A 22,437-nucleotide genomic window follows, 5' to 3' on the forward strand; every position below is an offset into this window, starting at 1 on the left:
TTGGGAAAGTAACTATCTTACTATTCAATAAGGAGTGTTATTAATGAGTTGGAATAATGATGATTTTACTAATTATCACAATGCCCCATCTGCATGGTATAGTGTTCAAGCTAATGGTAAGGTTGATATTAGTGAAGAAATGGGAACTGATGGAAAGATTAGCTTGCAACCTTGGGGAATGTACAAGTTGGTAAAGGATTGGTTGAAATCTGGTCATCAATTACCTGAGGACGAAAGACAAGAATTAATCGACCTTTTAACTAAAAATAAAAAAGAATCTGTGAAGCTGTTATCAAGGGATGAATTTGTATCACTCGATTTAGGTAATAAAATTATGGAGCATATAAAAAACAATCCAATTGATCCTATACAAGGAATTAGAGAATATACAGCCAAAAATCAGGAAGAAATTAAAAATATTATTAATAGTATTAAAAAGTAGAGCAAGTCCTTCGGGATTTGCTTTTTTATTTTGTCTAAATGGGGGAATTAAACAGTGAAAGAAATTGAAAGGTTACAGTTAGAAAATAAAGAACACTTTAGGGCAATTGAAGAAGGGCATAAGAAGATTGAAGATTTAACGTTTAGTGAAATAGTAATAGATACAAAAAGGTTGGTACGTGATGCAATCAAACAATGCAATGAGATACAGTTTTATCATGAAAAAGCGATTAACCTTTATGATGAGATGTTGAGTCTGTGTGAGAAGTTGAATAGTTGACCCATATTGTGTAATAAAGAACTTGGATTTAAAAATGAAAAAATACAGGGTAGATACTGAATCTGGTAGAAAAGCCAGCGATGGGGAATTAGTTAATGATCATTTGATATTTTACTATATATTCATCTAGCTTGTGGCTGAGTGCAACTGTTTTTTTACTTGATAAACCTTCTTTAAGTCCAGTTTGGATCATTTCTTGACGTATGGACTCAATAACATTCTTTAGTTCCCTTTTTTCTACACTATTTAACACATGCATCCTAAATTTTGCTCCTTTTTACAAAATACTTGAAAATAATAACATTAAAAGAAGGGGTAGGACAAGAATATAGACATTTAATTTAAATGGTAAATCAAACCAAATGTATTTAATGACCGATGAAAAAGACGTAACAAAAAGGGGGAAAGTAATCATGGATAGATTTCAAGATTTATTATTTGAACAGAATGAATTACATACTATTTATGATTATATTAAAAATGGTGATGAACTAAGTAATGACATGTTAGAAAAGCTTAGTAATTTATGTTCAGATAGAATGTATGAGATTGATGGACAATTAGATTACTTAGAGTTTGAAGCAGAACATGGTACAGGTGTACTTAATGATGATGGAACCATGATGACACTCGAAGAATTAGATGCTCATGTTAAAGAGTTGTAGTTATTGTGGTAACATCCATGACATAAAGTATCAATGTCCAAAGAAACCTATTCGTGAGAAGAAGGTAACACTTGTAGATAAGTTTAGATGGGGTCGGAGCTGGCAAAACAAACGCAAACAGATTAGAGAAGACAGGGATAAACACATGTGCCAACTTTGCATTAGAGAACTGTACGGCACACAACAGAAGTATAACTTTACTAATATACAAGTTCATCACATAGTACCAGTGGCAGAAGATTATAGTAAACGATTAGATGATAACTGTCTCATCAGTCTTTGTCCATATCATCATTCAATGGCTGAACGTGAAGAGATAAGTAGAGATGAATTGTTAAAGATTGTAATTGAACAAGAAGAAAAATTTAATATTTAGTCCCCCCGGTCTTTTAAAATAAAAAAATTTAAAAAATAAATACACCGACTGGGAACTTTTCTTCACGATGTTTTCCGAAATGGGTAGTTTGAAAATATTAACAAATAATGAAAGGTAGGTGATATTGTGGCACGAGCATCTAAACCAGTAGATTTACAAACCGCACATTTAACAAAAGAGGAATATAACCAACGCAAACAAGTTGAACAGAAATTGAAAGGTCACGATGACTTAGTGTACAAGCCACCAAAACACCTTTCAAAAGAGGAAAAGAAATTATACAAATTTCTGGTTGAGGAATTAAGGACTTCTGGAATATTAAATAACTTAGATATTACAATTTTAGAGACTACAGTTGATGCTGTTGTAAGAATGCAGGAGTGTAAGAACATTATAGATGAATATGGACTTGTAACCACTAAAGAAGATGGTACATTGATCAGGAATCCTGCGAGTATCATATATAAAGATTACAATTCTATATTCAATAAATGCTGTATGGAGCTTGGTCTAAGTCCTTCTGCAAGGTCTAAATTAGCCGTACTGAATGTGAAAAATGAACAGGATAAACAAGATCCATTGTTGCAGCTTCTTAGCGGAAGTGATGTAAATGGATAGTGTTAAAGACAGTAAAGCTTATCAGTATTGCCAATGGTGCATTGAAGGAGATAATCAATATGTTAGTAAATACGTTAAGAAACAGGCTAAAGCATGGATAGATATTGTTGATGGTAACAATGATGAAGCTTATGTAGATGAATCCATGTTCAATAAAATATGTGGCATACTTAAATTAATGGTACATCCAGATTTAGGGTGTTCTATTTATGAAGGTATGGAAAAGTATCAATGGTTCTTTATTGTAGCTACATTGTGTACAGTTAGTAAATCTGAAAAAAGCAGATATTATGAGACTAGCTTACTTGAAATCAGCAGAAAAAATTATAAAACTTTTGGTAGTGCGATTGTATTTATAATTGGCATGTTATTAGAACCTAAATTTTCTCGGTTCTTTAGTGTTGCACCTGATTATAAGTTGTCATCAGAATTAAAATTAGCTGTTAGGAAAATCATTAAGTCTAGTCCATTACTTGAAAACAGATTTAAAATTAAACGTGATGTTATTGAGTGTAAGCTCACAGAGAGTGAATATACACCCTTGGCTTACAGTAATGATGGTATGGATGGGAAACTTGCTAATATATATCTAGCTGATGAAGCAGGAGTACTTGATGATTATCCAGTTGAAGCAATGAGAAGTTCACAAATCACTTTAAAGAATAAACTAGGTATAATAATCAGCACACAGTATCCAAATTTCAAAAATGTAATGTTAACTGAGATTGATTATGCAAAACGTGTATTAGATGATTTAGTTGAAAATAAGAGATATTTTAGTTTATTGTATGAACCTGATGAAAGTATTAGGAAGCAATGGGAAAATAATGATTTCGTAATTTATCAATCTAATCCTGTTTCCGTAGACAATAAAAAAGTATTTGAAGCTATAGTCGATAAACGGACTATGGCTATTTTGTATGAGTCCAAACGTGAGAATTACTTATGTAAGCATAATAATATCCAATACAAAGGCTTAGGTGCTGATGGTTATGTGTCTAGTGATCAAATTAAGGCATGTAGAGCAGTTAAAGAGTGGAGTTGGTACGGCAAAGACGTATATATCGGAGCAGATGGAGCGGAAAGCTTTGATAATTCTTCGGTCAGTATGCTTGGATATGATGAAGAAACAGGTATAGTTCACTCGAAAACATGGTGTTTTGTACAGGAAGATTACATCGATGAAAAGAGTAAGAAGGAAAAGTTTGACTACAGAAAGTCTATTCAAGACAAAAACACAATTATTTGTGGTGAATCTGTACTTGATTATGCTCAATTTGAGAAGTTTGTGGTCGATTTACATGAAGAATATGGTGTAAATATTGTTGGTATAGGCTATGACATTAGGAATCTTAGAAACTCTGCTCAGAAGTGGGAAAGAGATCATGATTTAGTGACAGTTGAAGTAAAGCAGCACAGTAGTGTTTTACATCCTACAATAAAGTGGCTTAAAGAGTTGATTCTAGATAAAAAGTTTTCTTATTACAATAACTTAGCCTATGAGAATAACTTTACTAACTCCAGACTCACTGAAGATACAAACTTAAATAAGTATATTAATAAGAAAGTTAGTGTTAAAACAGCCGGAAAAGTCGATATGGTATTTGCTACTGTAAATGCTCTGTATCTCCTTCAACAAGATGTAATCTTTAATTCTGATAGTGGTTGGACTGCTCAAGTCATTTAAAGGGGGTGATAAATTGGGACTAATAAAAGAATGGAAAGAATTTAGACAGTATCAAAAAGAGGAAAGAGCAACTCTTGAGGAACTTCTTTTAAGTGCAGGGATAACGACTGGTGATATATCTAAACAACAAGCCCTTAGTATTCCTGCTGTTAGTGCTTGCACAGACATCATATCTGATACTATTGCAAGTCTGCCTGTTTATCTTTACAAAGAAGAGAATGGGAAAGTTGTAAAAATAGAACAAGATAATCGAGTTAGTCTTTTGAATGATGATACTAAAGATACTCTCGATGCTTTTCAATTTAAGAAGGCTTTAGTTGAGGATTATTTGTTATGTGGAGCTGGCTATTCTTACATAAAACGAGAGAGAAATACGGTAAAAAGTTTACATTATGTTAGTAATCCTAATCTTTCTGTCAACATTAACGCTGATCCGATTTTTAAAAGTTACGATATCTTAGTTAATGGTGCAAACTATAGAGATTTTGAATTTATTAAACTCGCTCGAAAATCTAAAGATGGTGTGTCAGGAACTGGCATAATCAAAGAAAACAATACAATTTTATCTGTAGCCTACAATTCATTAATTTTTGAAGAAGTGTTAGTTAAAACGGGTGGAAATAAAAAGGGGTTTTTGAAAAGTCAAGGTAAATTAAGTAAAGAAGCTATAGATGAACTTAAATTAGCTTGGAATAACCTTTATAAAAATAACAGTGAAAACGTTGTTGTTTTGAATAATGGATTGGATTTTCAGGAAGCTTCAAATACATCTGTTGAGATGCAATTGAATGAGCAAAAGAAAACTAATTCAGCGGAAATTTGTAAGATATTCCTTACACCTTCTTCGATACTGGATGGAAATGCTTCTGATGATGTTTATAACAATTGGATTAAGAATTGCATACTGTCTAAATTAAAAGCAATTGAAACAGCTTTAAACAAAGACTTACTTCTGCCATCTGAGAAGGAGTCTTTTTATTTTGCGTTCGATACAAATGAATTGCTTAAAGGTGATGTCGAAAAGCGCTTTAAAGCTTATGAAATAGCGTCTAAAAACGGAATTATGCAAATTGATGAAATCAGGTATCGTGAGAACCTTGAACCTTTAGGTCTAAACTTCATCAAATTAGGGTTACAAGATGTCTTGTACAATCCGAAAACCAAAGAAATTTATACTCCAAATACAAATAAAAGTGCAAGCATGGATAGTCCAAACGGTAACTCGGAGGGGGGTGATAATATTGCGGATAGAAATAAGGGGGAATCAGGTAATACTTGATGGATATGTGAATGCAGTAGGTCGAGAATCTAGAATTCTACCTTCAGCAAATGGTCGATTTAAAGAGCAAATTGTACCTAAAACATTTGAAAAGGCATTATTAAAATCTCAAAATGTGGATTTACTCTTTAATCATGACAAAAATAAAAAACTTGGTTCTACTCAAGATAAAAACCTCGAATTACGTGAAGACAACATTGGATTACGGGCAATTGCTATTGTAACTGATGAAGAAGTAATTCAAAAAGCCAAAAATGGAGAATTAAGAGGCTGGTCTTTTGGTTTTATTGCTAATAAAGACAAATGGGAAGAAGGCTCAGATGGAATTCAAAGGAGATTTGTTGAAGATTTAGACCTTTTGGAAGTGTCTGTTTTGGATAAAACACCTGCTTACATTGCTACATCCATTGAAGCTAGAGGAGAAGACTCTTACATAACCGAGCAGAGAAATGAAGAATTTACTGCTTCTGTATCTGTTGAAGATATTTCTAATGATCAAAAACATAACGAAAAACGTGAGGAAAGTCAAATTGACTACTCAACTTATGAAAATGAAATTGAATTCCTAAAATTGAAAGGTGGAAAATAATATTATGAAACAACTAATTAAAAAAGTAGAAACTAGATCAATGCCAACACTTGTGGAGCAACGTAACAATTTACTTGATGAAATGGAAGGACTAGTTAACAAATCTAAAGCTGAAACTCGTTCATTTACTGATGAAGAAAGCAACCGTTTCGATGATATCAAGAAAGAAATTGCTAAGATTGATAAGACTTTAGTTGCTGAAGAAGAGTCAAGAGCATTCGAAAAGAAAGAAATTAAAAAGGTTAATGCTGATGAAGAACAACGTGCATTAGAAGTTGGAGAAGAAAAACGCTTTTTAGAATTCGTTAAAGGTGATTTCCGTGCATTGGATGCAGCTTCAAACGGTTCAGTTATCCCAACCATTATTGCTAACAAAATCATTGATAAAGTTCGTGAACTGTCTCCAATTTACACTAAAACTACTATTTACAATGTTGGTGGAGACCTTCAATTCCCTGTGTATGATTACACACAACACACTTCATCTTATGCAACTGAATTCACAGATTTAACTGTATCTGGTGGAACTTTCACTAACGTTAAATTAACTAGTTTTGTAATTGGTTCTCTTGCTAAAGTTTCTCGTTCTTTAATGAACCGTTCTGATTTTGATGTACTTAGTTACATTGTAAATGCTGTTGCTAAATCAATTGCAGATTTCTTAGAAAAAGAACTAATTGTTGGAACTGCTGGTAAAATGACTGGTGTTTTATCTGCTCCAAATGGTGTTCAAACTGCAACAGTTGCGACTCTTGTTGCTGATGACATTATTGATTTACAAATGACTGTACCTGAAGTATACCAAGCTCAGTCTGCATTCCTTATGCACAAAAATACACTTAAAGCTCTTCGTAAGCTAAAAGACGCTAACGGTCAATATATTCTAAATGCTGATGTAACTCAAGCTTTCGGATTCTCATTGCTTGGTAAACCAGTTTATATCTCTGAATCTATGCCTAGTACAATTGCTACAGGTAATAAAGCGATTGCTTACGGAGATTTATCAGGACTGTACGTTAAACTATCTCAAAATGTAGAAGTACAAGTATTAAATGAATTATATGCTGCTCAACATGCTGTTGGAATTGCTGCATTTGTAGAAGCCGATTCTAAGATTGTTGAACCACAAAAACTTGCTGTATTAACAGTTAAGTAATTTAGTTATTTAAAAGGGGTTTAGGGTTTCCTTCCCCTTTTTCCTTATTTTAAGGGGTGATTTTTTGAAAGTAAAAGCATTAATAAGCATTATTGGTAAGTATTCATTAAACGCTGGTGATGTAGCAGTAATAGTAGATAAGAACATACTTAAAGACCTTTTAAAGCATGGATATGTTGTAGAAGTCAAGAATAAGCAGAAGGTGAAAACTGATGGTAATTAGTGAAATCACCATTCAAGATTTAAAGGATTATGCAAGGATTGATCATATTGAGGATGATTTTTTGTTCTCTAGTATACTTGAAGCTTGTAAATCTTATATTAAATCCTACACTGGTCTCACATTGGAACAAATGGACGAAAAAGAGGATTTGCCAATAGCTTTATTTGTTCTTTCTAATGAGTTATATGAAAATAGGACATTTACTGTAAAAGATGACAAAGTGAATGTAGTTATAAAATCTATTTTAGACATGCATTCTGTTAACTTGTTGTAGGGCGGTGAAGGTTAATGAATCCAGGAGAATTTAAACACCGTATCATATTTCAACAGATAAATATTGTAAAAGATGAATTAGGACAAGAATTGAAAGAGTGGACGGATTTTAAAAGTGTTTGGTGCATGATTAAAACTATTCAAGGTCGTGAATACTTGGCGGCTGCAGCTACACAAAATGAAAATACAGTTCGTTTTGTTGTTCGATATGCATCAGATATTGATTCCTCTATGCGTATTGTGTATAAAGGAAGATTATTTGAAATAGTAGCCCCACCAATCAATGATGATGAACAAAATAAAACATTAACTATAATCACCCGTGAAAAAGTAGGTGAAAATAATGTCTAATATTAACGATTTAACAAACGAAATTATGAGGGAATTACAGCGATATACCAACTTAGTAGAAGAAGAAGTTGAAATATCTAAAAATGAAGTTGCAGATCAACTTGTTGAAGAATTAAAGCAATCTAGTCCTGAAGGGATAACAGCTAAGTATAGTAAAGGTTGGAGAGTAAAAGAAGTAGGTAATAAAATGATTGTTCACAATAAGACACGGTATCAATTAACCCATCTTTTAGAAAAAGGACATGCAAAAACTGGTGGAGGACGTGTACCAGCTAAAGTTCACATTGCTCCAGCTGAAGAAAAAGCCGTAAATGAATTTTTGGACAGAGTAGAGCAGGCGATTAAACAATGACACTAATTGAATTAAAAGCAATTCTTGAAGCAAGCGGTTATCCGGTTGCTTATTCACATTTCAATGAATCTATCACTCCACCCTATATCTGTTACTTAATCACTTATTCTTCAAATCTTATGGCTGACGATAAAGTTTATAAGAAAATTGACAATGTTCAAATTGAATTATACACATCCAAAAAGGATTTAGTCGCTGAGAACAACCTTGAAACATTATTAGATGAAAATGAAATTCCTTATGAAAGCATTGAGACTTTCATTCAGGCTGAACAAATATTCCAAAAAATTTACGAAGTGAGGTTATTATAAAATGGCAGAAAATAAAATTGTTTTTGGTTTAAAAAATGCAAATTATGCAGTCATTACAGAAGGTGTTGATGGTACTTTCACATATGGTACACCAGTGCCGTTAAAGGGTGCTACATCATTAACATTAGAACCAAAAGGAGAACAAACGAATTTTTACGCAGACGATTTATTATATTATACTGCATCTACTAACAGTGGTTACGAAGGAACTCTTTCATTAGCAAGCCTTACAGAAGCGTTCCGTAAAGACGTACTAGGGGAAATTTTAGTTGCTACAGATAATGTTTTATCTGAGAGTGCTAATGCTAAACCAAAGAGTATTGCTTTATTGTTTGAGTTTGATGGGGATCAAAAAGCAGTACGTCACCAATTGTTAAATGTTTCAGTTTCTCGTCCTGGTCTTTCTGGATCAACTAAAACTGAATCAGCAGAACCAACTACATCTGAATTGAAATTTGTTGCTGCTCCACGTCCAGAAGATGCACTTGTTAAGCGTTCAACAACAGCTACTACTACAGCAGCAGTTTATGATGCTTGGTACTCAGCAGTTTACGAACCAACAGTGTAGGTGATAACTAATGGAAAAAACAATCTTAATAGATGGTAAACAAGTTCCTTTTAAATCAACAGGTGCATTACCATTGCGTTATAAAATGCAATTTGGAAAGGACTTTTTCAAAGAATTTTTAAAATTAATCCCTCAGGATAAGTTGAATAATGTTCAAGATGGAAGGCTGAAAGCAGAAGATATTCAAGATTTAGATTTTGAATTGTTTTATAACATTACATGGGTATTAGCAAAAACTGCTGATCCCTCAATACCTGATTTATTAACTTGGTTAGATAGTTTTGAAGAATTTCCAATTGGTGACATTATTGAAGAAACACAGGATTTGTTAATGAAATCTCTTCAACAATCAAAAAAAAAGTAAGTGAGCAAGGGAATGATGATGATGAGGAAATTTCCACTGAATTATATCAAGCCCTTGCCTATAAATGTGGATTGAGACTAGAAGATTTAGAATCTATGACAATGGGTATGGTTCTGGATTATGTTAATGATTATATTGAGATGCAAAAACCAGCAGAAGAAAAAGTAAGAAAAGCTAAACAAACTGACTTTGATAACTTTTAACCCTTACTTATGTAGGGGTTTTTTTAGTTCCTTAAAAGCGAGGTGAGATAATGGCAGGAAGTAGAATTAAGGGCATTACCGTCGAGATTGGTGGCGATACGGTAGGCTTACAAAATGCCTTGAAGGATGTTAATAAGAAAAGTAAAGACCTTCAAAAAGAATTAAAAGACGTTGATAAATTGTTAAAGTTTAACCCTAACAGTGTTGAATTATTAGCACAAAAACAACAACTTTTAAATGATCAAATTGAAGCTACAGCAGAAAAATTAAATCAATTAAAAGAAGCTGAACGTCAAGTTCAAGAACAATTTGAACGTGGAGATATAAACGAAGAACAATATAGGGGTTTCAGACGTGAGTTAGAACAAACAGAACAATCTTTAAATCGTTTTCAAAATGCACTTCAGGACATAGATACAGAACAGCAAAATCTCGGTCAAGCAACTACTCGATTGAGTAACTTAATTGAGGTATCAGGTTCATCTATTGAAGATTTAGCAGATACTTTAGGTACTCGTCTTGTTAGAGCAATCCAAAATGGTACTGCAACATCAAGAGACTTAGAAACAGCTTTTCAACGGATTGGTAGAGCAACAATTGGAACAAGGGGAGACATTAACCGATTACGTTCTGCTATTGATTCTATTGATGACGGTAGTTCTATAACAGATGTAAGACGTGATTTACAACAACTTTCAAGTGATGCTGGTGATGCAGAAGAATCCGTTGATAATTTAGGTGGAGCATTAGAAGGACTTGCAGGTGCATTACTTGCAGGGGGCGGTATTGAAGGTGCTGTCGAGAAGGCATTAAGTAATGCTGAATTGAATGCTAAAGTTGATTTACTATTTGATGTTCCAGATTCGTCTAAGCAATCCATTAAAAATATTATTAGTACTATTGAAACATACGGAATAGACGGTGAAACAGCACTTGAGGGTGTTCGTAGGCAATGGGTTTTAAATGGTACTGCAAGTGATAAAGTTAATGCTGCAATTGTTAAAGGTGCTGCTGTTATTGCTACAACATATTCAGATATTGATTTTACTGAATTAATTCAAGAAACTGGTGAGATTGCTAAAGGATTTGGAATATCAAATGAAGCAGCTTTAGGACTTGTTGCATCGTTATTAAAAACAGGATTTCCGCCTGACCAACTTGACATTATTACTGAATATGGAGTCCAACTAAAAAGAGCAGGTTATAACGCTAATGAGATTCAAGCTTTATTTGAAGCTGGTGTTGATACAAAATCATGGAATATAGACGTACTTTTAGACGGTCTAAAAGAAGGTCGAATTATATTAGCTGAATTCGGTCAAGGATTATCGAAATCACAAAAGGAAATGTTAGAAGGTACAGGTATTTCAGCAAAACAACTAGAGACTTGGGGTAAGGCTGTAGCATCTGGTGGAGAAAAAGGCAAGAAAGCAATGAGTGAAGTTGCTAGTGCTGTCAATGGCATCACAAATGAAACTCTAAAGAATCAGATAGGGACGATGATTTGGGGAACTCTTTATGAAGAGCAAGGACAAAATATTCTTGATACCTTGATTAATGCTAAAGATAAAACTGTTGATTTAAAAGATAATCAAGACATGTTAAATGGTTCTGTACAAAAATTAGATTCAACTCCAACAGTTCAACTGAATCAAGCTATGTCTGATTTAGCTACAGCTTGTGCGCCTGTACTAGCAATTGTTGCAGATGTTGTATCTAAAGTGGCTGAATGGATTTCAGCAAATCCACAATTAGCAGGTACAATAGCAGCTATTATTACTGTACTTGGTATATTAGCAGGAGTTTTTATGGTAATAGTAGGTGTAATGGGAGCTATGGCAGTAGCGGCTGGGGTAATAGGTGTAGGATTACTTCCTTTAACTTTGATTATTCTTGCTGTAGCGGCTGCAATTGCTGCTGTTATTGCAATAGGTGTCCTTCTCTATAAGAACTGGGATAAGATTCAGGAAAAGGCAGGAGAATTAAAGGAACGAGTAAAGGATAAGTTTGAAGAAATCAAGAAAAATATTAAAACTAAAATCAAAGATGCTGTTGATTATGTAAAAGATCAGGTTGAAAAAATTAAAGGTTTCTTTAATAAAATGAAACTTAAATTACCTAAAATTAAACTTCCTCATTTTAGTATGTCTGGTGAGTTTAGTTTAAAACCTCCAAGTGTACCAAAAATGTCTGTAGAGTGGTATAAAAATGGTGGTGTATTTCCTGCAAACAGTCCTAGATTAGTAGGTATGGGTGATGCAAGTGTACCTGAAGCAGCTTTACCATTATCAGATAAAGTATTAGGTACTATTGCTAATATGATTAGTGATCGGATGGATGGTGGAGGTAATGGAATTATCATACAAAATATGACCGTTCGTGAAGAAGCAGATATTCAGAAATTAGCAAGAGAACTTTACAAATTACAGAAAAGCAACGCAAAAGGGAAAGGGGTGATTATGCTTTGATAAAACTTGATGATATTCCAATTAGTAACTGGGGGTTGAAAGTGCAGAAAGAGCATGATCATCCTGCACTTCCTGAACTAAGGACAAATACAATGACTATTCCCAATATGGATGGTGAAAGGGATTTTGGCTCTAAGTGAGGTACAAGAAATTTTAGTTTTCCTTTAGGATTCATTGAATTCGATAAAACGCAAAAGCAAATGAGAATTAGAGAATTCGTTGCTTTTTTATTTGATCAAAAAGGTAAACCACGAGAAATAAAACTTTCTTTTGATTATGAACCAGAAAAATATTATTTCGTGAAAGTCTCAAATGGATTTTCGCCACAAAGGGTATTTGGATTTGCTTTCTTTGATTTACAATTTACAGCTTTTGACCCTTATGCTTATGCAGAACAAACTTACAAAGATACTGGTATTGTTACAGGTATCCAATATGATAGTGGATATTCGTATGACAGTGATTATTATTATGAAAATCCTACATCTTTTCAATGGGTGTATTCAAGTCATTATAGTGGAGTTTATAGTTATTCCTTCATGGAGATTCCTTTTATTGTTGAAATAAATGGAACAGTAATGAATCCAACTATTACTAATCAGACAACAGGAGAAACAATTATTTTACCAACAATAACAAATCAAAAGTTAACATTGGATTGTAAAAAATTTACTGTAAAAGTGAATGACGTAAACAAATTATCACAATATTACGGTGACTTTATTAATCTTGTTTCTGGTGATAATTCCCTTCTATTTACAGGTGGTTCACCAAATGCAACAGTAACATACAAATGGAAACACAAATTTATATAGGTTAAAACAAAGGGGGCTGAAATCAGTCCTCTATTTTATTTTGGAGGTGGGACTATGCCCTTACAAGCAATATCTGGTGAAATCAGATCACAGATGCTTAATGATAATTTTAGTTTTTTAGATGGTGAAAAAATAGGCAAGGGGAATCTTCCTTTCTTTAATGTCAAAGATTCAGGGGCAATAGGGGATGGGGTGGCAGATGATACAGTAATTATTCAATCTGCTTTAGATAAAGCATCCACTTTAGCTTTTCCTTCAAAAGTAGTCATTCCTGCTGGTACATACAAACTAACTGCTGAATTATTAATTAAGAAAAACACATATTTAGAATTACATCCTAATGCTGTTTTGAAAAGGTCACATAACGGAAATATCATACGTAACTATCGTACAACTGATTCATTTGCTGGTTACAATGGGAATGGAAACATTGTTATTGATGGTGGTACATTTGATTGTAATGGTGCAAACTTTACAACAACTTGTAATGGAATAGCTTTAGCCCATGCTGAACATATTCAAATTCGTAATATTACCATTAAAGATGTTGTAAATGGTCATGCGATTGAAGCAACAGGTATTCGTCACTGGTCTGTTAGAAATAGTAAATTTCTTGGATACAAAGATACGGACACAACGCATTATTATAACGAAGCAATTCAAGTTGAACTTACAAATGAAGCTGGTTATGTAGGTAATTTAGATGATTATACACCTTCACATTTTGGGGTTGTAGAAGGATGCTACTTTGCTAATAGTGGAACAAGTGGATTTAGTCCTTATCCGTGTGGAGTGGGTGCTCATGGAGCAGCAGCTAATATTTGGTATGACTATATCAGTGTAATTAATAATACATTTGAAGCTTGTTCTTATTGGGCTGTTCGTCCGTTTAAGTGGTCGAATGCTATTGTTCAAGGGAACAAAATGAAGAATTGTGCAGGTGGAGTTTACGTTGCAAATCCTGCAACTGGTTCAGAATCAGCAAAAGACTCAAATGGAGTTGGGCAACCAGCACAACCAACTTACAATGTAATTATTGTTGAAAACATCATGACAGGACTTACTGGTGATGGTATAAAACTCGAAGGTCAATCTGATGCTTATATTACACGTATGAAAGTCGCTGATAATGTCATGGATAGCTTAACAGGACGTGGAGTTTACATGAAGTATGTTAGTCACTCAATGGTTGAAGGTAATGTTATTAATGGAGCAACTAACAATGGGATGTTCATTGACTATTGTGCAAGTATTGATTTCAATGATAACCGAATTTCAAATGTTAATTTCTATGGATTCAACATTGCTGGTACAAATACTGCATTAACCTTTATCAATAACCGAATTACTAACCCTTCACAAGCAACTGATAACCAATATGATGGGTTTATTATTTCTAATGGAAATAGTGATGTTAGGCTTAATAATAACCGTGTAAGAACAGAATCAGGGAAACTAAAGGCAAGATATGGTTGTAATATTCAAACAGGTGTAACAGGAGTTGTACGGTTCGGTAATGACTTCAAGTGTGGTGCTGGTACTGCAAGCTTAATAGATACTTCAACTACACCTGTAACAAGTTCAAGTGATGTAGTATGATAAAAATTTTAAATCAACAATTTGAAACTATTGCTATATTAGAAAATGCGTATAACATTGGATACGAAAAAGTTTTTAATGAGTTATGGACAGCTAACTTTTCATTACCATTAGATGATGAGAAAAACGCAGATTGTAAGTCATTGTACTTTGTTGAAATAACTGATCAAGATGAATACATTGGTTTATTTAGAATTGTACCTTCAACTACAACTAAGAATGAAGGTACAAATGAAGTAAAGTATGAGTGTGAGCATGTACTAGCAGCGTTGTTAGATAGCGTGCTTTTTTTATATCATGACAGAATCAATGTAAAAACAAGTGATGTATTACAATTTCTCCTAGATAAACAGAATACAAAACATTGGAAATTGGGCAAGGTTGATTTTGTTCGTTATTTCTCATATAAATGGGAAAACGAAAATTTACTTTCAGCTTTGTTTAGTGTTCCTAAAACCTTCGATGTTTCTTATCAGTGGACTTGGGATACTTCAACTTATCCTTGGACTTTAAATCTAGTTAACCCTGAATCTGAGATAACTTGTGAGATTAGATACGGTAAAAATCAAAGAAGTATGGAAAAAGAAGAAGACCCTACAGTTATTTTTAATCGAATTTATCCACTTGGGTATGGAGAAGGTGACAATCAACTTACAATAAAATCAGTAAATAGCGGAATACCTTATGTAGAAGATTCAGAATCAATCGCTAAGAATGGTATACGTGATTATATTTTGAGTGATAAGACATTTGAAGATGGAGCGTCATTAAAAGCATATGCTATTTCATTGTTAAATCAATGGAAAGTTCCAAAAGTGACCTATAAAGCAAGTGCGGTAGATATATCATCAATTACTGGCGAAGATTCTGATAAGTTAAAAATGGGACGTATGGTTAGAATGGTTGATGATGATTTAGGTGTATTTGAAGCTAGAATTATGAAAGAAAGTAAATCTGATTTAACAGGTAACTATGGAGATGTTAATTTAGAGATTGGTAATAAAATAGAAACTCAATCTGATTTAGAACGAAAGCAGCAAATTAATGAATTGTATGCTCAGGGTGCAACTAACATTGACAGTCATGATTATAATGATAATGCTGATCAAGATAACCCTGCGGAAATTACATTTTACCTTCCAGATGAGTTAGTTAAAATCAATAAACTTTTACTATCTTTTAAGACAAGTAATTTTAGAGCCTATGAGAGAGCTATTCAAGGTGGTGGGGCTTCTACCCAAACAAGTTCAAGTGGTGGTGGTTCTACTCAAACTAGTTCAACAGGTGGTCAGGCTACAGTAACAAGTGCGAGTGGTGGAGGGACAACAGCAACTTCTTCTAGTTATGTAGAACAACATATTATGTCTGGTGTACCTGAAAACGTTGTAGGTACAGCCAATTACGGAAATCATTTACACGAAGTAGTTATTCCTGGTCATAACCATACAGTTACAATTGCTAGTCATACTCATTCAGTTTCAGTTCCAAGTCATTCACACACAGTAACTATTCCAGATCATTCACATACTGTTGCTATACCTGACCATACACATGCTATAGAATTTGGGATTTATGAGTTAGGTCAATTACCAACTTCCGTAGTTATCAAAGTGGATGATAACACTGTTCCTTTTACATCAGTGGAAGGTGATAATATCGACTTAATTCCTTACCTTTCAAAAGATTCAGAGGGTAAAGTAGACAGAGGATGGCACACAATCACAATTGCTCCAAACGACTTAGGAAGAATTAATGCACAAATTTATAGTCAAGTTTTTATTCAGAGTCGTGGAAATGGCTCTTTTTAATTTTAAAAGTTCAGTCTAGAGAGTCCTTTATGGCTCTCATTTTTTTAGTTTAGTTGGAAATAAATAGAAAAAGACTACCCAACTTTTGAGAGAGAGGTAGTCTTTTTTTGTGGATTTGCACCACAACTTGAGTCTATCAAAGGTGGTGGAATTATGCAACATGGGAAAGAGGTGTTATTAATGCATTTTGATATTACAACAATAGTTGGGAATGTATGGTATGTAGCTTTAGGGGTCATTCTTTTTGATGTAGTTACTGGTTTATTAGCGGCAGCAATTGAAAGAAAACTCAATAGTTCAATCAACTATGTTGGAATGATTAGAAAAGTAGGTGAGTTTGTAGCACTTGCTTTCTTAGTTTTTGTTGATGCTTATGTAGGTGCAAATGGATTGATTATCAAATTGGGTGTTGGAATGATTGTAGCCTATGAAGCTATGAGTATTATTGAAAACTTCAGTCGTATTGGAATTGACATGAAATTTCTAACTAAATATTTCGATAAGAACAAAATAGGGACAAAAAGGAAAAAAGGGGATGGAAAGTAATGATTTATGATAAACGTAATTTAAGTAATATTGAAAAATTAGCTGACAATACGAAAATTGCTGCATTGAAATGGCATGACTATTTGGTGAAAAATAACATTGACATTCTCATCTATTCAACTATTCGTACAGTGGATGAGCAACGTGCAAACGTTAAAAAAGGTGTATCTCAGACTATGAAATCCTATCACATTGTCGGTCAAGCGTTGGATTTTGTTCCAGTTGTCAAAGGTCAACCTAAATGGGATGGATACAATGATAGTAACATTAAGGAAGCTATTGCTGAAGCTAAAAGGTTAGGATTTGAATGGGGTGGCGATTGGAAATCATTTGTTGATCAACCACATTTACAATATAACTATAAGGGATATGGAACTGATGTGTTCGGCAAGTACAAGGAAGAAGTCAAACCAGTTGTGAAAGTTGTACCTAAACCTAAAACATTTCAGTTAACTTATACTCGGATACTTAAAGAAGGAATGTCTGGAACTGATGTTGGTAAAATGCAAGAAGCATTAAATAAATTAGGATTCAACTGTGGAAAAGTTGATAAACAATTTGGATCAAAAACAAAATCAGCATTAATATTACTCCAGAAAAAGCATCTACCACATGAAGTGGATGGTATAGCTGCAAAACATGTTGTTGCTAAGATTAACCAATTACTAAAATAAAATACAAAAGCCCTTCTCTTAATTGAGAGGGGCTTTAACCATTAAAATAGTTTTTTAATTAAATTAGAGTAGATCCTATTATCAATCTCAAGTAAACTTTTCTTCCCACCCTTAAATTGAATCGCAATCACATGAGTTGATTTTGATTTAGCTGAGAGACCTGCTAATAACCCAACAGGACCTAACACAAGACTACCAACAAATGCACGACCAACAGCACTAGTTGCACTTTTACGTTTTGTCTCGTCAAGAACTTCATAAGACTCAACAGTATCTTTATTTATATCCCTGACATTTGCAAAATTTTTCATAAGGCAAATACCACTAAAGGACTCAGAAACGGTAGACCCCTCATAATCTCCTGCTATAACTTTGTTCTTTGCCGCCATGATTAACTTCCCCCAATTTTTTCTGTTTGTGGAAATTATAACATGGTAAAAAATAAAAACGTATATCAAAAATGGATAACCTTAATTTTAAATTTATATTTACTTTAATATTTCACATTAAACAACTTTTTCAATCTACTCGTACCTTCAACTGCCATTGCATCTTCCCAGAAACGCATTCTTCCTTCATATCCATGTGGAAAATATGCGTATTCAATAAATATGTCATCCCTAATTGGTTCAGCAACTTTAATTTTTAATTCCTTCATTTTTGTTCTTATCTTTTTTAAATCAGTTCTTAATATCTTCAATTTACTTTCAACTAAATGTTGATAAGCTTCAGGTATTTTAAAATTTAGATTTGTTGTAAGTTGATGATCATTTTCAAGTATTTGGATAAGGTAATTTGTATAAATATAATCCACTATAAGGTCTTCTTCATTCTTCGGTATCGGTGCTTTCATCTTCATCTTCCTCATAATACTTTTTCATGATCTTATGTTGTTCAGTCATCATATCGTAAAAATGAACTCTAAATTGTACATCCCTCACTGTTAATCCTATTTCCTCGAAATTTTCAATTAACTTTATCCACTTTTCGTTCATACAAATCATCCACCTTACAATTCAATAACTCAGCTAAATCAAACAATTCCGGTGCAGAAGGAAAACTTTTTCCAGTACACCAGTTTGAAATGGTATTAGCAGTTTTTTTATACCTCTGCCTTAAATCCTCCCTTGTATAATCTGACTTATCTATTAACCATCCGATGTTACTCTTTAATTTCCTCATTTTTAATCACCTATTTAATATTTCCCTATTCCTTTTGAAAATCCTTTCATAATTGAATTTGTAGTTATCAAAATTTATTTTGGATAGAAAGGAATAATGGACAATCCATCGCCCATACCATGTATTAAACCAAATGAAATTCCACCTTAGTACGATTCCAAGGAATATTCCAGATGTTGAAATATCAATAGTTTCGACACTTTTTTCACTATTCCAGATTGATGCAACTAATTACTCTGTAATTACTAAAGAGGTGGCGTGGAAAGAAGGAGGAATTAAGTATGATATTTGAAGTAGCTTCAACAATTTTAATGTCAGCAATTTCTTTGAAGGCTAATCAATCAAAAAGTGGGGCAGGGTACGATTCAAAAAAAATTAACAAGATTTTTTCTTTAAGCGGACTCAATGTTAAGGACGGCAATCAAACATTAACTGCTCAACAAATCAAAAAGGAAAATTATGATTGGGGTGTCGAGTATCGATATAGAATTCCACTCGGTAGAAGTTTTGAGGATTATCTTTCTAAACAGAAGACGATTGAAGCAGGAATAAACACCCGACAAGTTAAACTTCAATTTAAAGACCTCAAATCATTGAAATTAGACCGAAATATCATCAGTAATATAAAAGGACTCTACACGAAAAAACTCACTGATAACAAAGAAATAGAAATGTCTTACGATGGATTATTAATGATAAAAGTCTATAACCTTCCATTAACATCGGAAGTCATTTACACAAAAGATTTATTTGAAAAATGTAATGGTTGGGAAGTACCTATTGGTGTTACAAGAACAGAGTTAATCAAACATGATTTTGATGAAGTATACAACATGATCGTGGCAGGGAGTCCTGGTTATGGAAAATCAGTTACATTAAAAAATATCATTACTTCCTTAGTCGTTAGAAAATCAAAGGATGTAAAATTCACACTCATAGATTTAAAGGGAGGGTTAGCCTTTAATCGATTTAAAAAATTAAAACAAGTTGATACAGTTGCAAAAACACCAAGCGAAGCTTTAATTGCTTTAAAAAGTTTTCAAGATAAGATGGTCAAAGTCATCGATTATTTGTTAGAAAAGGGGTTTGAGGATGTAAAAGAGGCAGGTATCAAAGAAAGATATTTCTGTATTATAGATGAAGCAGCCGATTTATCAGGGGAAAGGGAAGCACTTGAAATTGTAAAGGATATTGCAAGACGTGGACGTGGAGCTGGTTTTCGTTTAATCTATGCAACCCAATATCCAACTAATGAGACTTTGCCATCCCAAGTTCGTCAAAATTGTGATTCTAGACTTTGTTTCATGCTTCAAACAAATATAGCAAGTAGGGCAGTGTTAGATGATGGTGGAGCTGAAAATTTACCATTTATAAGAGGTAGAGCAATTTATCAAACGGATAGAAATACCACTATTCAAACTCCTTTAATAAAAAACAGTGATATTGACGAATGGATTAACCCTTTCAATGTTACAAAGAAGGAGGAATTAAATAATGAAACCCTTGAACAAACGACAAGAACAAATACTTTTGTCGCTAAAGAAACTAGATTATCTTGATAGAGATCAATTAAACAGAATCCATCGACTAGGTACAATCCGCAATACTAATCGTATCCTCAAACAATTATCCCTCTATTTATCTAGTTATCGAGAAGACTATTCCACAATTTATTATCTCAATAAAGATGGCAGAGAGTATGTTACTTCTGAAAAGGTAAGAAAGAAAACAAACTTTGTGAACCATGTGATTATGAGAAATCAATTCTACATTTATGCAGGCTTTCCGAGTGAATGGAAAAATGAAATGGAGCTTAATGACGGAGAAATCAAGGTAATTTGTGATGCCTGGTTTAAGTCAAATAGTAAATTTCACATCTTAGAAGTGGATTATCAGCAGACCATGAAAGAAAACAGAAATAAAATTGAAAAGTACAAAGGACTATATAAAAACCAAGGCATGGAAAAGAAATTAGGGTATGTTCCACCATTAATATGGGTAACAACGACAGAATTAAGAAAGAAGAAATTAGTTGAGTTATGTAAAGGATTACCCTATGGAGTTTACACCATCAATGACATCAAATAAGGAGTGATTCATCATGAAAACTAAAGCAATCAAATTTGGTGAATTTATGAATGGTGATTATAAAGTAAAGCAAAAAGAGAAAAGACAAAGAATTATTCGTAAAACTACTAAAATAGCAACAGCAGCAATTCTTCCATTAGTAACTTGTGGTTCTGTTGGAACATTAGGATTTGCATTGACAGCATTAGCGGCTACAACGTCAACCAATGTGGTTACTGTGACTGCTCCTATAGCTGTAACTGTTGGTGCAAAGGAATGGATGTCAGAAACAACTCTTAGCACTTTAGCCCATGTTCTTGATCCAGTTGTAGATATTCTAGTTGCTCTAAGTTTTCCGATTGCATCAGTTATCATTGTAGGCTCATGTTTTCAGTTCATGTTCGATAGAGCAGATAAAGGATGGCAGATGATTCAAAACGCTGGTTTAGGTTACGTCTTAATTCAGGTATCCCCTCTTATTTTGGACGTATTAAAGCAAGTAGGTAACGCTGTCTAAAATGAGGGTTTATATAAAATTACATCTAAGGAGGCTACAAAATGGGAATTAAGATTATGATTGATGGTGTTAAATATGCACAATGTAAAGAATGCGGAGTGTATCACAAATCAATGAAGGGCAAAAAGAATAGAAAACAAATTGTGTGTACAACGAAATAACATGAGGAGAAGCAATTCTCCTGTTTTATTTCTCCAAAATGGAAGTTTAAAATTTTTATAATGAAATAATGTCCAATCATAAAATGAAGCTTGTCCATAAAATATAGTAATTTGAATGAAAGGATGTGATTTTTATTGAGTAAATCAAATTATTGTGAACATTGTGGAAATCGAATCAAAAATAAGAATGAAAACGAAATCGAAAATAATCCGACAAATACGAATACAAATATTCCAATTATTACCGTAAATCCAGTAATCAACATACCACCTATACCAACACTAACACCAACACCAACACCAACTGGAGAACAGGGAATATTGACGGAGTTTAATTTTGTAGAAATTCCTAGCCGAGGTACCATTGGTAACACTCCATTACAATTAAACGAAACACCTTTGGTGCTAAATATTGATGATACAACAGATCGCGTATTACTAACAGTTTCTGTTCAATGGCATACTGTTCCCGCAGGCAGTGCTACAAGTACGCTTACATTGTCTATCAGACGTCGAAGACAAGGTGAAATGGAATTTTCTGATCCTATCTGCACTTTTAGTGATAGTGCTAATGGTGTTGGGGGAGTAACAAGTCCATTTACCTTTCCTTTCATTACTACGAGTATTATTTGTGTTGATAACGAACCTATTGTAACTCAAGGTCAACAACAAGTGGAATATATTGTAGAGGCTAGATCTCCTGGTACTCTTACACTTGTAGATATTGGAACATTTACTGGTTCTGAAATTGAAGCTAACAACCCAACCAACCCATGATTAGATAAAGAGACGATTGCTTATTGGCAGTCGTTTTTTTCTTTATGGTTAAAAACACAAGTGACAGAAATGGTGTTTTTTTTACAT

The 22,437-nt window shown here is 33.4% G+C and carries 29 protein-coding genes and 2 pseudogenes; 26 read left to right on the forward strand and 5 right to left on the reverse strand.

Translation table 11 applies throughout. The features are described from left to right. The first annotated feature begins 43 nt into the window (after window positions 1-43). Both J7E66_RS15595 and J7E66_RS15600 read left to right on the forward strand, forming a co-directional pair. Window positions 44-442 (forward strand): hypothetical protein, encoded by a 399-nt coding sequence (locus J7E66_RS15595; protein ID WP_215001510.1) that lies wholly within the window; start codon window positions 44-46, stop codon window positions 440-442. A 54-nt stretch (window positions 443-496) separates the two neighbouring features. Then, window positions 497-721: a hypothetical protein gene (locus J7E66_RS15600; protein WP_215001512.1), complete on the forward strand. Its 225-nt coding sequence runs from the start codon at window positions 497-499 to the stop codon at window positions 719-721. Window positions 722-809: 88 nt separating this feature from the next. Here the strand turns inward: J7E66_RS15600 and J7E66_RS15605 are convergent, their stop codons facing one another. Beyond that, entirely contained in the window at window positions 810-980 is a 171-nt protein-coding gene (locus J7E66_RS15605) for an aspartyl-phosphate phosphatase Spo0E family protein (protein ID WP_215001514.1), read from the reverse strand. A gap of 154 nt (window positions 981-1,134) precedes the next feature. On the opposite strand from J7E66_RS15605, the gene J7E66_RS15610 reads away from it, so the two are divergent. The 20 genes and pseudogenes from J7E66_RS15610 to J7E66_RS15705 all read left to right on the forward strand — a co-directional run bounded on the left by J7E66_RS15610 (window position 1,135) and on the right by J7E66_RS15705 (window position 17,646). Then, window positions 1,135-1,386, forward strand: coding sequence for a hypothetical protein (locus tag J7E66_RS15610; protein ID WP_215001516.1), 252 nt, complete (start codon window positions 1,135-1,137; stop codon window positions 1,384-1,386). Window positions 1,387-1,888: 502 nt separating this feature from the next. After that, on the forward strand, window positions 1,889-2,380 hold the full coding sequence (locus J7E66_RS15615; RefSeq protein ID WP_215001518.1) for a phage terminase small subunit P27 family: 492 nt from the start codon (window positions 1,889-1,891) through the stop codon (window positions 2,378-2,380). Further along, complete coding sequence (locus tag J7E66_RS15620) at window positions 2,373-4,067, forward strand: terminase TerL endonuclease subunit (RefSeq protein ID WP_215001520.1); 1,695 nt, start codon at window positions 2,373-2,375, stop codon at window positions 4,065-4,067. Before J7E66_RS15615 ends, J7E66_RS15620 begins: the two co-directional genes overlap by 8 nt. A 13-nt stretch (window positions 4,068-4,080) precedes the next feature. Beyond that, complete coding sequence (locus J7E66_RS15625) at window positions 4,081-5,346, forward strand: phage portal protein (protein ID WP_215001522.1); 1,266 nt, start codon at window positions 4,081-4,083, stop codon at window positions 5,344-5,346. Beyond that, window positions 5,309-5,915 (forward strand): annotated as a pseudogene (locus J7E66_RS15630) (HK97 family phage prohead protease). Before J7E66_RS15625 ends, J7E66_RS15630 begins: the two are co-directional and overlap by 38 nt. 24 nt (window positions 5,916-5,939) lie before the next feature. Continuing rightward, a complete protein-coding gene (locus J7E66_RS15635) occupies window positions 5,940-7,091 on the forward strand; it encodes a phage major capsid protein (protein ID WP_215001526.1) in 1,152 nt (383 codons plus the stop codon). A 64-nt stretch (window positions 7,092-7,155) separates the two neighbouring features. Beyond that, window positions 7,156-7,314 (forward strand): hypothetical protein, encoded by a 159-nt coding sequence (locus tag J7E66_RS15640; protein ID WP_215001528.1) that lies wholly within the window; start codon window positions 7,156-7,158, stop codon window positions 7,312-7,314. Next, complete coding sequence (locus tag J7E66_RS15645) at window positions 7,304-7,588, forward strand: head-tail connector protein (protein ID WP_215001530.1); 285 nt, start codon at window positions 7,304-7,306, stop codon at window positions 7,586-7,588. Before J7E66_RS15640 ends, J7E66_RS15645 begins: the two co-directional genes overlap by 11 nt. A 14-nt stretch (window positions 7,589-7,602) precedes the next feature. After that, on the forward strand, window positions 7,603-7,938 hold the full coding sequence (locus tag J7E66_RS15650) for a phage head closure protein (RefSeq protein WP_215001532.1): 336 nt from the start codon (window positions 7,603-7,605) through the stop codon (window positions 7,936-7,938). Next, entirely contained in the window at window positions 7,931-8,290 is a 360-nt protein-coding gene (locus J7E66_RS15655) for an HK97 gp10 family phage protein (protein WP_215001534.1), read from the forward strand. Before J7E66_RS15650 ends, J7E66_RS15655 begins: the two co-directional genes overlap by 8 nt. Further along, on the forward strand, window positions 8,287-8,601 hold the full coding sequence (locus J7E66_RS15660) for a hypothetical protein (RefSeq protein WP_215001535.1): 315 nt from the start codon (window positions 8,287-8,289) through the stop codon (window positions 8,599-8,601). The genes J7E66_RS15655 and J7E66_RS15660 overlap by 4 nt, the downstream gene beginning before the upstream one ends. Before the next feature lies 1 nt (window position 8,602). Continuing rightward, window positions 8,603-9,169, forward strand: coding sequence for a major tail protein (locus tag J7E66_RS15665; RefSeq protein ID WP_215001537.1), 567 nt, complete (start codon window positions 8,603-8,605; stop codon window positions 9,167-9,169). Window positions 9,170-9,179: 10 nt separating this feature from the next. Further along, window positions 9,180-9,533: a hypothetical protein gene (locus J7E66_RS15670; protein WP_215001539.1), complete on the forward strand. Its 354-nt coding sequence runs from the start codon at window positions 9,180-9,182 to the stop codon at window positions 9,531-9,533. Between the two features lie 253 nt (window positions 9,534-9,786). Beyond that, complete coding sequence (locus tag J7E66_RS15675; protein ID WP_215001541.1) at window positions 9,787-12,204, forward strand: phage tail tape measure protein; 2,418 nt, start codon at window positions 9,787-9,789, stop codon at window positions 12,202-12,204. Further along, window positions 12,201-12,344, forward strand: a complete 144-nt coding sequence (locus J7E66_RS15680) for a phage tail family protein (protein WP_215001543.1) — start codon at window positions 12,201-12,203, stop codon at window positions 12,342-12,344. Before J7E66_RS15675 ends, J7E66_RS15680 begins: the two co-directional genes overlap by 4 nt. A 15-nt stretch (window positions 12,345-12,359) precedes the next feature. Next, window positions 12,360-13,019 (forward strand): annotated as a pseudogene (locus tag J7E66_RS15685) (phage distal tail protein); the annotation flags it as partial. A gap of 54 nt (window positions 13,020-13,073) precedes the next feature. Next, on the forward strand, window positions 13,074-14,618 hold the full coding sequence (locus J7E66_RS15690) for a right-handed parallel beta-helix repeat-containing protein (protein ID WP_215001545.1): 1,545 nt from the start codon (window positions 13,074-13,076) through the stop codon (window positions 14,616-14,618). Further along, window positions 14,615-16,426, forward strand: coding sequence for a phage tail spike protein (locus tag J7E66_RS15695; protein WP_215001547.1), 1,812 nt, complete (start codon window positions 14,615-14,617; stop codon window positions 16,424-16,426). Before J7E66_RS15690 ends, J7E66_RS15695 begins: the two co-directional genes overlap by 4 nt. A gap of 153 nt (window positions 16,427-16,579) precedes the next feature. Then, window positions 16,580-16,972, forward strand: coding sequence for a phage holin family protein (locus J7E66_RS15700; protein ID WP_251032949.1), 393 nt, complete (start codon window positions 16,580-16,582; stop codon window positions 16,970-16,972). Next, a complete protein-coding gene (locus tag J7E66_RS15705) occupies window positions 16,972-17,646 on the forward strand; it encodes a M15 family metallopeptidase (protein WP_215001549.1) in 675 nt (224 codons plus the stop codon). The genes J7E66_RS15700 and J7E66_RS15705 overlap by 1 nt, the downstream gene beginning before the upstream one ends. A gap of 41 nt (window positions 17,647-17,687) precedes the next feature. On the opposite strand, the gene J7E66_RS15710 is transcribed toward J7E66_RS15705, so the two are convergent. The 4 genes from J7E66_RS15710 to J7E66_RS15725 all read right to left on the reverse strand — a co-directional run bounded on the left by J7E66_RS15710 (window position 17,688) and on the right by J7E66_RS15725 (window position 18,828). Further along, the gene (locus J7E66_RS15710) at window positions 17,688-18,035 is read right to left on the reverse strand and encodes a hypothetical protein (protein ID WP_215001550.1); all 348 of its coding nucleotides are present in this window, start codon (window positions 18,033-18,035) and stop codon (window positions 17,688-17,690) included. A 104-nt stretch (window positions 18,036-18,139) separates the two neighbouring features. Further along, window positions 18,140-18,499, reverse strand: a complete 360-nt coding sequence (locus J7E66_RS15715; protein ID WP_215001552.1) for a YhjD family protein — start codon at window positions 18,497-18,499, stop codon at window positions 18,140-18,142. Further along, a complete protein-coding gene (locus J7E66_RS15720; protein WP_215001554.1) occupies window positions 18,474-18,641 on the reverse strand; it encodes a hypothetical protein in 168 nt (55 codons plus the stop codon). The genes J7E66_RS15715 and J7E66_RS15720 overlap by 26 nt, the downstream gene beginning before the upstream one ends. Further along, complete coding sequence (locus J7E66_RS15725; RefSeq protein WP_215001555.1) at window positions 18,613-18,828, reverse strand: helix-turn-helix transcriptional regulator; 216 nt, start codon at window positions 18,826-18,828, stop codon at window positions 18,613-18,615. Before J7E66_RS15725 ends, J7E66_RS15720 begins: the two co-directional genes overlap by 29 nt. 281 nt (window positions 18,829-19,109) lie before the next feature. Between J7E66_RS15725 and J7E66_RS15730 the strand changes: the two genes are divergently transcribed. The 4 genes from J7E66_RS15730 to J7E66_RS15745 all read left to right on the forward strand — a co-directional run bounded on the left by J7E66_RS15730 (window position 19,110) and on the right by J7E66_RS15745 (window position 22,350). Next, window positions 19,110-20,387: an FtsK/SpoIIIE domain-containing protein gene (locus tag J7E66_RS15730; RefSeq protein WP_215001557.1), complete on the forward strand. Its 1,278-nt coding sequence runs from the start codon at window positions 19,110-19,112 to the stop codon at window positions 20,385-20,387. Further along, complete coding sequence (locus tag J7E66_RS15735) at window positions 20,323-20,916, forward strand: replication-relaxation family protein (protein WP_215001559.1); 594 nt, start codon at window positions 20,323-20,325, stop codon at window positions 20,914-20,916. Before J7E66_RS15730 ends, J7E66_RS15735 begins: the two co-directional genes overlap by 65 nt. 13 nt (window positions 20,917-20,929) lie before the next feature. After that, window positions 20,930-21,412, forward strand: a complete 483-nt coding sequence (locus J7E66_RS15740; protein ID WP_215001561.1) for a hypothetical protein — start codon at window positions 20,930-20,932, stop codon at window positions 21,410-21,412. A 296-nt stretch (window positions 21,413-21,708) separates the two neighbouring features. Beyond that, window positions 21,709-22,350, forward strand: coding sequence for a hypothetical protein (locus J7E66_RS15745; protein WP_215001563.1), 642 nt, complete (start codon window positions 21,709-21,711; stop codon window positions 22,348-22,350). Window positions 22,351-22,437: the final 87 nt, after the last annotated feature.

The organism is Bacillus sp. ISL-7 (assembly GCF_018613065.1).

What these genes read in the sequence shown, in the direction of transcription:
- J7E66_RS15700 (WP_251032949.1), top strand. Translation starts at nt 16,580, where the DNA reads ATGCAACATGGGAAAGAGGTGTTATTAATGCATTTTGATATTACAACA.
- J7E66_RS15740 (WP_215001561.1), top strand. Translation starts at nt 20,930, where the DNA reads ATGAAAACTAAAGCAATCAAATTTGGTGAATTTATGAATGGTGATTAT.
- J7E66_RS15610 (WP_215001516.1), top strand. Translation starts at nt 1,135, where the DNA reads ATGGATAGATTTCAAGATTTATTATTTGAACAGAATGAATTACATACT.
- J7E66_RS15715 (WP_215001552.1), bottom strand. Translation starts at nt 18,499, where the DNA reads ATGAAAGCACCGATACCGAAGAATGAAGAAGACCTTATAGTGGATTAT.
- J7E66_RS15695 (WP_215001547.1), top strand. Translation starts at nt 14,615, where the DNA reads ATGATAAAAATTTTAAATCAACAATTTGAAACTATTGCTATATTAGAA.
- J7E66_RS15620 (WP_215001520.1), top strand. Translation starts at nt 2,373, where the DNA reads ATGGATAGTGTTAAAGACAGTAAAGCTTATCAGTATTGCCAATGGTGC.
- J7E66_RS15650 (WP_215001532.1), top strand. Translation starts at nt 7,603, where the DNA reads ATGAATCCAGGAGAATTTAAACACCGTATCATATTTCAACAGATAAAT.
- J7E66_RS15635 (WP_215001526.1), top strand. Translation starts at nt 5,940, where the DNA reads ATGAAACAACTAATTAAAAAAGTAGAAACTAGATCAATGCCAACACTT.
- J7E66_RS15645 (WP_215001530.1), top strand. Translation starts at nt 7,304, where the DNA reads ATGGTAATTAGTGAAATCACCATTCAAGATTTAAAGGATTATGCAAGG.
- J7E66_RS15660 (WP_215001535.1), top strand. Translation starts at nt 8,287, where the DNA reads ATGACACTAATTGAATTAAAAGCAATTCTTGAAGCAAGCGGTTATCCG.
- J7E66_RS15720 (WP_215001554.1), bottom strand. Translation starts at nt 18,641, where the DNA reads ATGAACGAAAAGTGGATAAAGTTAATTGAAAATTTCGAGGAAATAGGA.
- J7E66_RS15735 (WP_215001559.1), top strand. Translation starts at nt 20,323, where the DNA reads ATGAAACCCTTGAACAAACGACAAGAACAAATACTTTTGTCGCTAAAG.
- J7E66_RS15595 (WP_215001510.1), top strand. Translation starts at nt 44, where the DNA reads ATGAGTTGGAATAATGATGATTTTACTAATTATCACAATGCCCCATCT.
- J7E66_RS15665 (WP_215001537.1), top strand. Translation starts at nt 8,603, where the DNA reads ATGGCAGAAAATAAAATTGTTTTTGGTTTAAAAAATGCAAATTATGCA.
- J7E66_RS15655 (WP_215001534.1), top strand. Translation starts at nt 7,931, where the DNA reads ATGTCTAATATTAACGATTTAACAAACGAAATTATGAGGGAATTACAG.
- J7E66_RS15670 (WP_215001539.1), top strand. Translation starts at nt 9,180, where the DNA reads ATGGAAAAAACAATCTTAATAGATGGTAAACAAGTTCCTTTTAAATCA.
- J7E66_RS15605 (WP_215001514.1), bottom strand. Translation starts at nt 980, where the DNA reads ATGCATGTGTTAAATAGTGTAGAAAAAAGGGAACTAAAGAATGTTATT.
- J7E66_RS15675 (WP_215001541.1), top strand. Translation starts at nt 9,787, where the DNA reads ATGGCAGGAAGTAGAATTAAGGGCATTACCGTCGAGATTGGTGGCGAT.
- J7E66_RS15730 (WP_215001557.1), top strand. Translation starts at nt 19,110, where the DNA reads ATGATATTTGAAGTAGCTTCAACAATTTTAATGTCAGCAATTTCTTTG.
- J7E66_RS15710 (WP_215001550.1), bottom strand. Translation starts at nt 18,035, where the DNA reads ATGGCGGCAAAGAACAAAGTTATAGCAGGAGATTATGAGGGGTCTACC.
- J7E66_RS15705 (WP_215001549.1), top strand. Translation starts at nt 16,972, where the DNA reads ATGATTTATGATAAACGTAATTTAAGTAATATTGAAAAATTAGCTGAC.
- J7E66_RS15725 (WP_215001555.1), bottom strand. Translation starts at nt 18,828, where the DNA reads ATGAGGAAATTAAAGAGTAACATCGGATGGTTAATAGATAAGTCAGAT.
- J7E66_RS15690 (WP_215001545.1), top strand. Translation starts at nt 13,074, where the DNA reads ATGCCCTTACAAGCAATATCTGGTGAAATCAGATCACAGATGCTTAAT.